Origin of the sequence: Hyphomicrobium sp. 99 (assembly GCF_000384335.2) — a bacterium.
In the GTDB taxonomy this organism is placed as follows: Bacteria; Pseudomonadota; Alphaproteobacteria; order Rhizobiales; family Hyphomicrobiaceae; genus Hyphomicrobium_B.
In genome coordinates this window covers 622,760-634,307 of the sequence record NZ_KQ031382.1, presented here as the reverse complement: position 1 = coordinate 634,307, position 11,548 = coordinate 622,760, and the positions used below count along the sequence as shown (strand labels likewise).

Genomic DNA, 11,548 nt, shown 5'->3' with positions numbered 1-11,548 from the left:
AGAGTGCACTCATGGCGCCGAATTGTCCGGTGCCACAAAAACTCTGAGGAGAGAACCATGCGCACCCTATTTCTTGCAGCACTCTTGCCAGCGCTGGCCGTCGGCTCTGCCGCCTACGCCAAGGACGACGAAGGCTGCACACGTGCCCCAAAGGAGCAATGGCTGTCTACCGAGAAGCTCAAGACCAAGCTCACCGAACAAGGGTTCACGGTCTCAAAAATTGAAATCGAGGACGGCTGCGCGGAAGCCGATGTCAAGGGCAAGGACGGCAAGGAGACCGAGCTTCATCTCGATCCTGCGACCGGGAACGTCGTCGAGATTGACGATTAGGCACCTGACGAGACGCTGACACCAAGCATCAGGACGCCATCATCGCGAACGCTGCAAAATCCGGATCGTTGGCGCCTGATGTTTGGCTGAACAATTCCAACAACTTACGAAGGAAGCTAAAATGAAAACGGTACTTATCACCACCGCACTGCTTGTCGGTTTAGCATCGAATGCTATGGCGGAAAGCTATGGCAAATCGTGCACCACCGAGCCCAAAGAGAAGTGGATGACCATCGAGGCAATTGAGAAACTGGTCAAAGACCATGGCTACGAGGTTGCCAAGTCCAAGATGAAGGGAACATGTGCTGAGGTTTACGCTCGCGACAAGGAGCAGGGTACGCGCATCGAATTCTTCATCGATCCCGCAACGGGCAATCCTGTCGGCACGAACTGGAAGAACCAGAAGAGCAATGGGTGAGATACATGAGTCACTCTGACAGTCTGCGGGAGGCCGGCGGTATTTCTCCGCCGGCCACTGTGAAGGTCTGGGATCCTTTCATCCGCGTGTTCCATTGGAGCCTCGTCCTCCTATTTGCCATCGCCTTCCTGACGGGGGATGAGATCGAGTGGATGCACTTGTGGGCCGGATACGCCATCGCGGCGCTTGTCGGGTTGAGAATCCTTTGGGGGTTCATCGGGTCTCGGCACGCCCGTTTTTCAGATTTCGTGAAAGGGCCGAGCACTATCTTCCAGTATCTCAAACAGAGTACGCGGCTGGAAGCGCCAAGATATGTCGGCCACAATCCCGCAGGCGGCGCAATGATCGTGCTGCTGATCGTCATGCTCATCGGGCTGTCGATCACCGGATACCTGATGACAACCGATGCCTTCTGGGGTTCTAAGCCAATGGAGGAGGTTCACGAAGCCCTTGCCAACATCACGCTTGGTCTTGTGGCGTTGCACGTTCTTGGAGTTATCCTGGCGAGCCTTGAGCACGGTGAGAATCTCGTGAAGGCTATGATCACGGGGCGAAAGCGCTCGCCTTGATGCGTTCTGACGGTTCCTACGAGCACAAACGAAAGAGACCAAAAATGAGCAGACTCCACATCCACCCCGAAAGCCACCTGGTCGATCGGATCGGGTGGCTGCGCGCCGCCGTGCTCGGCGCCAACGACGGCATTGTCTCGACGGCGAGCCTCATCGTCGGCGTGGCGGCTGCTTCAGCCAAGCCCAGCGATATTCTCGTCGCCGGCGTCGCGGGGCTGGTTGCGGGCGCAATGTCGATGGCGGCCGGAGAATACGTCTCAGTAAGTTCGCAGTCGGACACCGAGCAAGCGGATCTCGCGCGCGAGCGCCAGGAGCTTAGCGATAACATCGACTTCGAGAGGGAGGAGCTGGCCCAAATCTATGTCAAACGCGGCGTCGAGCACGAACTAGCCGTGAAAGTTGCCGACCAGCTGATGGCCAAAGACGCGTTGGGAGCGCACGCTCGTGACGAGCTTGGAATTTCTGAGATCAGCACGGCGCGTCCCGTGCAAGCTGCGCTGACCTCGGCGGCAACGTTTGCCGTCGGTGCTTCGATGCCGTTGTTGATGGTTGTGATTTCCCCCTCGGACAAGCTCGTGCCTATTGTCTCTGTCGCCTCTCTAGGTTTCCTCGCCCTCCTTGGGGCCGTCGGCGCTAAGGCCGGTGGTGCGGATATCGTGAAGGCGACGGCCCGCGTCACGTTCTGGGGAGCGCTGGCGATGGCTTTAACGGCCGGGATCGGGAAGCTTTTCGGGACGGTCGTTTAGGAGCATGTCGACAGTTGTTTCGGATTTACGAGGCTTAACTGTGCCCATTGCCCTTAACGAACGACTGCAGCGGCGTGCACTTATTGCAATCGCACTGATCGGGTTGGCATTCGGCGGCCTGCTTTACGCGACGGGCCATGTCATTCCCGCGAGATGGCTTTGGGCGGCCGGGACGGTGCCGGTCGTCATCGGGCTGTTCGTGTCCATGGTTCGCGACCTCATGGCCGGCCGTATGGGTGTCGATGCCGTTGCGTTCGTCTCAATGTCGGCGGCGCTCCTGCTCGGTCAGCCGCTTGCCGGTGTCGTTGTGGCGGTGATGTATGCGGGCGGCAATCTGCTGGAGGACTTTGCCGTCGCGCGCGCCGAACGCGATCTCAAGTCTCTGACCGACCGCGCGCCCCGCATCGCCCACCGGCGCCGCGGAGACTCGTTGGAAGACGTCGCGATCGAAGACGTCGCCGTCGGCGATACCGTATTGGTGCGCGCAGGCGAAGTCATTCCCATTGATGGCGTCATCCTCGCCGCGTCGGCAACGCTCGACGAGGCGGCGTTGACGGGTGAGCCCATTCCCGTGACGCGTCCGAAAGGCGATCCCGTTCATAGCGGGACTATTAACGCGGGTGAAACGTTTGAAATGCGCGCGACAGCGAGCGCCAGTGAAAGCACGTACGCTGGCATCATCAAACTCGTAACCGCTGCGCAGACGGCGAAGACACCGTTCATCCGGCTTGCGGATCGCTATGCATTGCTGCTGCTGCCGGTGACGCTAGCGTTGGCGACGGCAGCCTGGCTGTGGTCGGGTGATCCTATCCGTGGTCTAGCCGTTCTCGTGGCATCAACCCCTTGTCCACTGATCCTGGCGGCGCCGGTCGCCTTCATCGCCGGTATCTCCCGAGCCGCTCGCCGTGGCATCCTCGTCAAAGGCGGCGCCGCGATCGAAGCTCTGGCGCGAACTCATACCGTAATGTTCGACAAGACCGGCACACTGACCGTTGGCGGCGCAAGACTTGTTGCGATCGAAACTGCGCCGCAGCAGTCGGCAGACGAAATATTGCGGCTGGCAGGCTCTCTCGAACAAGCCTCTCATCACGTCGTCGCGGCGGCGATCGTTACGACGGCGCGCGCGCGCGGCCTGTTGCTTTCTCAGCCAGCCGAGGTCAAAGAGACGATGGGATCTGGCCTGCAGGGCTTGGTCGACGGTCGCGACGTGCGCGTGGGTTCGTTTGACTTAGTGTACGGTCAGGGGCGGCCGCCACCTTGGGCGGTGCGCGCGCTTCGCCGGGCATCGTGGCGATCCGCGCTGAGCGTGTTTGTGTCAGTGGATGGCACAACAATCGGGGCCATTCTCTTGGCTGACGAACTGCGGCGCGAGACGCCTAGGGCTGTGCAAAATCTGCGCGCCGCTGGCGTCGAACGTATCATGATGGTCACCGGCGATCGCGCCGAGTCGGCGGATACGATTGCCGCAGCTCTAGACCTTGATGCCGTGCTTGCTGAACGGGTTCCTTCTGACAAAGTTGAGGCTGTCGTCGTCGAACAGCGGCTTCATCCGACGATCATGGTGGGCGATGGCATCAATGATGCGCCTGCTCTTGCGGCCGCCGATGTCGGCATTGCGTTGGGAGCTCGTGGAGCCAGCGCGTCCTCAGAGGCTGCTGACGTCGTTATTCTCGTTGATCAGCTTGATCGGGTTTCCGATGCTGTTGCGATTGCTCGACGAACGCGCCGCATCGCTATTCAGAGCATCGCCGCGGGCATGGGCATGTCGGGCGTGGCGATGATCGCCGCGGCGTTCGGATATTTAACGCCGGTGGAGGGCGCACTTACACAGGAGGCAATCGATGTCGCGGTCATACTCAATGCACTGCGTGCGCTGACTCCGGGATGGAGATTTGGTCAGCAGCGACTCCAGACGGCTGCCAGTCGTGCTCTTCGGCAGGGTCACACCGATCTTCAGGCGTGCCTCGATCGTCTGAGGGAAATTGCGGATGCGCTCGACGAAGCATCTGCTGATTGCGCGGTTCCGCTGATCATCGAGGCCAACGAACTGATTGCCCGGAACATCGTCGAACACGAACGCGACGATGAGAGCAACGTTTATCCGCGCATTGCCAAGATCCTCCATGACGCTCCTGGGCTTGTCGCGATGAGTCGCGCGCACCGCGAAATTCTTCATTTGTCGCGGTTGCTTTCGAGATTGTCGAACGGGCTAAAGACCGAGGCGGTCGACAAATATCTGATCCGGGATGCTCAGCGTGTGATTGAATCAATAGAATCCCTAGTCCGTATGCACAATGCGCAGGAGGACGACATCTACGAGCAAGCAGCGGCGGGCTAGCGCCTGACGAGGGCGCATGCTCTGCCGCTCGTGGTCATCGATCCTGTCTGTTCGTTGGTTTTCGAGGCCGAAGTTGAGGAAGACAATGTGATGAGACGTCCGCCTCGCAGGCGGGACGAGCCTCTTTTTTCCAAAGCTCTCATGATCTGGAGTCTTTTTCCGGGTCTGATGGTGTTCGGAGTCCTCGCCTCGGTGTTGTCCTGGCCTGGAACTGCGGCATGCCGGAAACCGATTCGGCAGCCGTTTGAAGTCATTGATGTGCGTCAATGAGACGTTGGCGATTGCCGCGCCATGAAGTTGGCGAAGCGCTGATCAAAGCAAAGAGGCTGGTTCCATGAAACGTCCAATTTTTTGGGGAATAGCATTCACCGCTATGTTCGCTGCCGCGGCAAATGCCGAGCAAGCTTCGCCCACGCCGAGCGCAACTTCCAACGGCCAACCCACAGCGAAAGAATCTGGCGCTAAAGTCGATCGGGCAATCGACGATGCCGCGGAGTCGACGAAGTCGGCCATCGATTCCGCAAAGGAAGCTGCGGTCGATGCGATCGAGAGGGCGCGGCGGGCCGTGAAAGAAGCACTAGAAAAAGCCAAGCCTCACATCGGTTCATCGATCGACAAAGCAAAGCAGGTATCGAGCGAAGCTTTGGAGCATGCCAAGCGGGCGACAGAAGAGGTGTTAGACAAGGCGAGAGACGCAACGGATGATGCATTGGGGATTGCAAAGCAAGCCGCCGATTTAGAGCACGGTGGCGATCGTTCTGCTAATCCTGCAAGTGCGGGTGAAGCAACCTACATGGCCTACTGCTCCTTATGCCATGGAATCGGCACCGGCCCTGGCATGTTTGCAGACGCGCTGAAGAAAGCGGCTCCTGACCTCACCGAGATTGCAAAACGCAATGGCGGGATGTTCCCACGAGCCCGGGTCGAAGCCGTCATTCGAGACGGCGGCATTACGGGCCACGGCACCATGCACTTGCTCGCCTGGGAGAAATATTTCCGAGGCGACGCGACCCCAGAAGGCGCCGACCAGGTCATCGAAGACCTTGTCTCCTATTTGGAGAAGCACCAAGCGCCTTAACGCGCGACGGCAAGTATGCTCACGCGGTGCAGTCCATTAGCCAACACTTTGCTGAGCCTGCTCTAACTCTTACGCCGGACCGCACGCTATTGCTTGGATAACGACGGTCTCTCCGGCCGCCAGGCCAGAGACTATCGCGGCCCAGCTGCCTGATTGGCGTAACACCGATGCCATGCAGGGTGAGCCAATCGACCAATCCAACGAGCCGGATGCGTTGCCCCTTTATGATTAGCGACGGTACAGAACCCGACGCAAACGTCGAATGGTGTTTGCCTGAGGAGTTTCTACTTACTACTACCGCGCTTCAATTGTTTTGCCTTCCACGGCCGAGCTTTCAAGAGCGACGTTCCATCTCTCTTCGATGCGGCCGTATTTCCAGATCGCCAGCGCAACAATCCACATCGCAACAAAGAGCCCAACAATAACGAAGCCGACACAGTTGAGATCAATTTCCGAAACCCAATCCCAGAATACACCCTTTAGGCCGAGCTTGTCGCCGAGCAACTCTAGAATCTCGATCGTGCCGATGATGAGTGCGGCGGCGACAGAAAGTCCCGTTATGACGAGGTTGTAATATATTTTTCGCACCGGCTTGGAGAAGGCCCAACCGTAGGCGACGTTCATGAACGATCCGTCGATGGTGTCCATGAGCGACATGCCGGCGGCAAAGAGCACCGGCAGACAAAGGATCGCGTACCAAGGCAAACCGGAGCTAACGCTCGAGCTCGTCAAAACGAGCAACGCAATCTCGCTTGCCGTATCGAAGCCCAGCCCGAACAGCAATCCCACGAAATACATCTGCCACGGCTTCGTAACGAACCTGACGACAGGTTGGAGAAGGCGGTTTATCGCACCGCGGTTGTCCAGCTGCTTCTCGAGCGCGGCCTCATCGTAATGGCCGCTGCGCATGCGATGAAACACCTTCCAGATGTCGATCAGGACAACCAGATTAAGCGCCGCAATCAGGTAAAGAAATCCGCCCGAGACGATCGTTCCAATCAGGCCAGCGAAGTTGTGGAGCGAAGATCCCTCATCTGACACCGCTCCCGCGAGCGCATGGACTCCCGAGGCGAGAAGCACAGTCAGCGCTAAAACGACATTTGAGTGACCAAGAGAAAACCAAAATCCGACAGATAATGGACGTTCCCCGTCACGCATGAGCTTTCGCGTAGTGTTGTCGATCGCGGCGATGTGGTCAGCGTCGAAAGCATGTCGGACGCCGAGCATATAAGCGGTCACACCGATGCCAACGCCAAAGACCTTGCTACCGACGCTCAAGTGTTGCGGAGCAACGATGGCGATCAGCGTGAACCAGCCAATGACATGCAGCGCTCCGATGAAGACGAACTTCGCGATCAAGCTTTGCCACGCAGCGTCGGCCCCCAAGATTGAAGCCTCGAGACGGTCGAAGACGACCGAGAACCGCCGGACGTGGACATGATGCTCTCCCGATTGGAAATCTGATCTGAGCAAATTGAGAGCGCGATATCGCTCAGAGGCATCGTCGGCGCCGGGACGGGTTTCGTCGCCGACGGTGCCGCGAGAGAACTCAATTGGCAGCCGGAACGTACGGGAATTTATTCGATGGCTTCGAGGTCACCGTTTCTTTGCCGATCTCAAGACGGACTGGGGTATTTGCGGCAATCGTGAACATCACATTCGGTGCGTTGTCCGTTAGTGATCGGCCGTTCCATTCGGCAAATCCAAACGCTGCCGGGGTGCCGACCGTATAGGGAAGAATATTCGGAAAGAACCGATGCGCAACCGCCGTTGTCGGCAATTCGGTCGGCGGCGATATGATCGCCGCGCTGACGCTGATGGCCAAGGACCGCAAGGGGCCGAAGATTAGCTATCAGGTGCTACTGTGGCCCGCCACCGACGCCAGCGTCGACACCTGTTCATATGTGAAATTTGCGAACGACCGATTTCTCAGTCGTTCCTTCATGAAGTACGGCTGGGACCTCTCCGCACCAACAGCGGCCGAGCGTGAAAACCCCTATGTTTCACCGCTGCGTGCCAGTCTCGATCACTTGCGCGACCTTCCGCCCGCTCTCGTGATCACCGGTGAAAACGATGTACTGCGCGACGAGGGGGAGGCCTACGGGCACCGCCTTCAAGACGCCGGCGTGCCCGTCGTCTTCACTCGCTACAACGGCACCATCCATGACTTCGGGGTTCTCAACGCTCTCGCGGACATGCCAACGACGAAAGCGATGATCCGTCAGGTCGCTGACGGCATCAGCGAGCATATCGCTCAGAGCCATACCGGTCAGTAGGGCCGTGTGGCTGGGGCGCGGAAGTAGGCCCCGCGCCCCAAAACTGCGCTTGACGTCACCACCCTTCACCGAAAGGAAAACTTCATGTCCCGCCCACCCCTGCCGCCGTTTAACGAACAGACTGCAATCGAGAAGGTGCGCCTCGCCGAAGATGGTTGGGACAGCCGGGATCCTGCAAAGGTCGCGCTGGCGTACTCTGTCGATACACGCTGGAGAAATCGAGCCGAGCTCTTGAACGGTCGCGCGGAGGTGAAGGCATTTCTCACGCGCAAATGGAACCGGGAACTGGACTATAGGCTCATCAAGGAGTTGTGGACGTTTGCGGGCAACCGCATCGCCGTGCGTTACGCCTATGAATATCACGACGACAGCAGCCACTGGTTCCGGGCGTACGGTAACGAGAACTGGGAGTTCGGCGAGGATGGGCTCATGCGCGCGCGCCACTGCAGCATAAACGAACAGCCTATTGCGGAAGCCGATCGCAAGTTTCACTGGCCGCTTGGCCGCCGACCGGACGACCATCCTGCTCTCAGTCATTTTGGCTTCTAGCTTCACGGGACGCGAGAAGTGATTTGACCGATTTTGAACTTGATGGGCACGCTCGGTTGGCGATCGAGATCGCCATCACTGGGGCGCGATCGACGGGCGTTGTCCGCGCCGACCCGGTCACACCTGCTTTAAAGGGAAGGACAGATGTCAATTGCGATGACGAACTATATCCGCTTTTGGCCCGTAGCGTCATCTGACGGTTGTCTGCTTTCGAGTGCGTCGCGGACGCTATCGAGGCCAATCCGAACAACGGGGGCTTCGAACGACCGGACGTCCGCTTTCTCGGCAAAGCGGCTCTCACGCGTCAGATGAAAGTAAGAGCTGAGTTCCGCTAGAATCAAACGAAGTCGCAAGAATAAGTGGTTGCGGGGGCTCGCAGCAATCATCATCCCCCATTGAATTCTTGCCATCCCAGCTAGTTCCCTCAAGCGATTTTGGTGAATTCACCATCCACGTTTCTGCGGGAGGCGGGGATGAATAGGCCGGTGACTATTGACGTCTTCTTCAACGTTCGCCGGTCCCGCGCAACGGTAACTCTTGTATGGCCTGGGCGGGTCTTTGTGGCTGAGGTCTCGAAGCGCCGTGCCGAGGTGCTTCAGAGTTGCCTAGCCCTCCAGCAAAATTCGCGTGGACGAGCGCGCGTCTTGGATGACTTCATTGCGGAGTGGCGCGCATGACAAACGTCGTCAGTCTCCAATGCTGCAAGCGGCCCGGTACAAGACCAGTCTACGCCGCTATCCGTCGCCTCCGTAGCCAATGGGTGCTTCAAGTCCACGACCATAGTGGTCTCCGTAGCTTCGTGATCTCGGGCGCAAAGGCGCGAGCGCTTGTGAGGGCCTACGAGCAGAACGTGGGTAGCGAAAATCGCGTTCTTATCGATTTCTTGAACGGCGAAATAGGAACTGGGTCGGTCAGCACCCGGGCCACGGACGAACCACCGTCCAAGCAGATTGATGACAACGGACGATCATGGCGCTGAAAATAAAAACCGCCCCAGCGTGAGGCTGGAGCGGCTGAAACCTTCGGACGGGCAAGGCTCGAAGGAAAAAGGGTCATCACAACCTTTTTCTATTTCGATCCGATACGTCCGTCAACACTTATGACGAGTACGGATCATGTGCGACCCACACACAATTGGACTCAACTCTCCCGCGAGCGTGACATCCGGCGTGACGTCTGCGTCACATGCCGGGACGGTAGACGCAGCTCCTTCCATTACGGCGCAAAACCATAAACCGCCCTTAAATGCTGACATTTCCAACACCTCGAGCGACAGCGCGACAACACAGACCTCTGCTTTCGCGGCGTCACGCTCATACCGGAAGAGAAAAGAGAAGCTCACCGTGGACTGCTCCTCTCTCTCAGACGCTGAACTGCGCAAGTTGTACTGGGCCGAACATACGAGTTGGCGTGGAATATTTCGTCGGGAGAGGGATGGCCTCTGCTCCGTAGCTGAGGAGTTCCGCGATTTCAGATGCTTCCTGCGAGAGCTTGGGCCGCGTCCTAAGAAAGGTTTCACCGTTGATCGCATCGATAACGACAACAAGACCTACGGGCCTAGCTTAGTCCGCTGGGCCGACAAGAAGACCCAGAACAACAACAAGAGCGACACCAACATCTTCATCGATCCCAAGACGGGGAAAAAATACACCACCTCCGATCTCATGAAGAAACATGGCAGAAGTTCAGCTGTCATTCGGAAACGGAAGGAACGAGGATGGACAGATGCTGATCAGATTGCCGGAAGGAAGCTGCCGAGTGCACCTTCCAAACCGGATCAGAAAGGTCTCTCCAATCTGGTGGAACTCGAGGACACGTGGTTCCACGAGCTTGACGCCTACTTCGAACGAAATGGTTCCCGTGCGCCGTTCGTGCCGTCGATCAATGGCAAGGATCGAGGCATGCTGAAGGCTATCAGAGAGCGAACACCGTTAAGCGATACTGCGGCCGTTATCAGGTTCGCCGTACGCCACTGGGTCGGCTTCGCAAGAAAAGTTGAGAACGCAGCAGGTCTCAGGACCACACCGTTGGAACCCCGACTGGAGTTTCTCGCTCGGTATCCGGACATCGCCGCCCGCTTCTACCTCGACCACACTACTGCTGAAGAGCGAGAAGAGCTTCGCCTACCCTCTCCATGCCGCAGTGAACGTGCTCGCGCTGCTGCTGAAGCAGAGAAGGTCGTGAAATTAATTGCACGCCCGGCAGTGCAATCTCCCGACCCGAAAGACTTACGCAAGCGGGCCTACGAGCAGACCGTGGCTGACCGAGGTGGAGTAGCCCCGCTGGACACCTACGATGAATGTTTGCAGACCGTGGCTGAAATCCTAGAAATTGCCCCATGCTCAATTACCCGCCAAGCAGTCTTGGGACAACTGAAGCTTCGATGGGACCAAATTAAATACGACGTCCAGTTGGAGCACCTGACTGAACAACAGCGTGCCGACTACGCTGAGGTCGACCCCGACTGGTTCCGCGCCAAGCCTCTTGAGATTGAGAAGTACACTGAAAGACTTTCAAATGCGCGGGACGTCCAGCCGGCTTCGCGAGGCGAACTCGCCGAACTGTTATGAGTCACCTTTCCAGGATGCTTCCCTCACACCGCGTGGTCACGTGATGAAGCCTTGCAGCCGCTCAGGGGATTGCGCCGATGATGAAAAGCAGAGCTAAGGCACCCTCCTTTTGACTCGCAGAGGTCCCTGGCAACGGCACTCGCGACGGGGCTTGCACCGTAGACGATACCTAAACCGGTTGGCCGCTGATATGTCTCTCGCCCTTACCAGATGCCGAGGGCGAACGATGCCCTCGTAGTTCGTCCGAAATGCCGTCGGCGTTGTGAAATTAATTGCACGGACTGCCGAGCTTGCGTGTCCAATGGGATGGCCCAGATGGCCCGATTGGCCAGCCAGAGGGACAAACTATTTCGAGCGAGTTTCGCTTCTCCGTAGCTCAGCTACGGACTCAAACAAGAAAGTAAATATCTCGCAATTCCTTTGCCTTATGTCGATCTCAAGTTATCGTTTTACGTCGATCCAACTGCGTATATGGAACGACGAATGAATAATCCCAACAGGGTAGGTTCTGAGAACGACGTAGACAGCAGCCTGAGCTCCGAACTCCTGACTATCAATGACGGCTGGCTACTTTCGAGCTTATTGCAGAAATCAATAAGGCGTGGCGAGGTACAGCTCGCTGAGTACGCCTCGACTGCGCTCTTCCGTCTAAGAAGATCATCAATCTGGCGTCG

At 57.8% G+C, this 11,548-nt stretch carries 12 protein-coding genes; 10 read left to right on the top strand and 2 right to left on the bottom strand.

What is annotated here, in order from left to right; genetic code table 11:
- Positions 1 to 57: 57 nt before the first annotated feature.
- The 7 genes from G359_RS03340 to G359_RS03310 all read left to right on the top strand — a co-directional run bounded on the left by G359_RS03340 (position 58) and on the right by G359_RS03310 (position 5,479).
- Positions 58 to 330 carry a PepSY domain-containing protein gene (locus G359_RS03340; protein ID WP_045834981.1) on the top strand — a complete coding sequence of 91 codons (273 nt, stop codon included), beginning with the start codon at positions 58 to 60 and terminating at the stop codon, positions 328 to 330.
- Between the two features lie 121 nt (positions 331 to 451).
- A complete protein-coding gene (locus G359_RS03335) occupies positions 452 to 748 on the top strand; it encodes a PepSY domain-containing protein (RefSeq protein ID WP_045834980.1) in 297 nt (98 codons plus the stop codon).
- A gap of 5 nt (positions 749 to 753) precedes the next feature.
- Positions 754 to 1,317, top strand: coding sequence for a cytochrome b/b6 domain-containing protein (locus tag G359_RS03330; RefSeq protein WP_045837590.1), 564 nt, complete (start codon positions 754 to 756; stop codon positions 1,315 to 1,317).
- A 44-nt stretch (positions 1,318 to 1,361) separates the two neighbouring features.
- The gene (locus tag G359_RS03325) at positions 1,362 to 2,063 is read left to right on the top strand and encodes a VIT1/CCC1 transporter family protein (protein WP_045837589.1); all 702 of its coding nucleotides are present in this window, start codon (positions 1,362 to 1,364) and stop codon (positions 2,061 to 2,063) included.
- A 40-nt stretch (positions 2,064 to 2,103) separates the two neighbouring features.
- Positions 2,104 to 4,401, top strand: a complete 2,298-nt coding sequence (locus G359_RS03320) for a heavy metal translocating P-type ATPase (RefSeq protein WP_245279914.1) — start codon at positions 2,104 to 2,106, stop codon at positions 4,399 to 4,401.
- Positions 4,402 to 4,491: 90 nt separating this feature from the next.
- A complete protein-coding gene (locus G359_RS03315; protein WP_245280104.1) occupies positions 4,492 to 4,671 on the top strand; it encodes a hypothetical protein in 180 nt (59 codons plus the stop codon).
- A 295-nt stretch (positions 4,672 to 4,966) separates the two neighbouring features.
- Complete coding sequence (locus G359_RS03310) at positions 4,967 to 5,479, top strand: c-type cytochrome (RefSeq protein WP_245279913.1); 513 nt, start codon at positions 4,967 to 4,969, stop codon at positions 5,477 to 5,479.
- Positions 5,480 to 5,773: 294 nt separating this feature from the next.
- On the opposite strand, the gene G359_RS03305 is transcribed toward G359_RS03310, so the two are convergent.
- Entirely contained in the window at positions 5,774 to 6,952 is a 1,179-nt protein-coding gene (locus G359_RS03305) for a Nickel transporter NicT (RefSeq protein WP_197077524.1), read from the bottom strand.
- Between the two features lie 76 nt (positions 6,953 to 7,028).
- Positions 7,029 to 7,259, bottom strand: coding sequence for a hypothetical protein (locus G359_RS03300; RefSeq protein ID WP_197077523.1), 231 nt, complete (start codon positions 7,257 to 7,259; stop codon positions 7,029 to 7,031).
- 16 nt (positions 7,260 to 7,275) lie between these two features.
- Between G359_RS03300 and G359_RS03295 the strand changes: the two genes are divergently transcribed.
- The 3 genes from G359_RS03295 to G359_RS03285 all read left to right on the top strand — a co-directional run bounded on the left by G359_RS03295 (position 7,276) and on the right by G359_RS03285 (position 10,874).
- Positions 7,276 to 7,755, top strand: coding sequence for an alpha/beta hydrolase fold domain-containing protein (locus tag G359_RS03295; RefSeq protein ID WP_082072775.1), 480 nt, complete (start codon positions 7,276 to 7,278; stop codon positions 7,753 to 7,755).
- A gap of 84 nt (positions 7,756 to 7,839) precedes the next feature.
- Positions 7,840 to 8,304, top strand: coding sequence for a nuclear transport factor 2 family protein (locus tag G359_RS03290; protein ID WP_045834975.1), 465 nt, complete (start codon positions 7,840 to 7,842; stop codon positions 8,302 to 8,304).
- A gap of 1,115 nt (positions 8,305 to 9,419) precedes the next feature.
- Positions 9,420 to 10,874 carry a hypothetical protein gene (locus G359_RS03285; protein ID WP_197077522.1) on the top strand — a complete coding sequence of 485 codons (1,455 nt, stop codon included), beginning with the start codon at positions 9,420 to 9,422 and terminating at the stop codon, positions 10,872 to 10,874.
- The last annotated feature ends 674 nt before the right edge of the window (positions 10,875 to 11,548 follow it).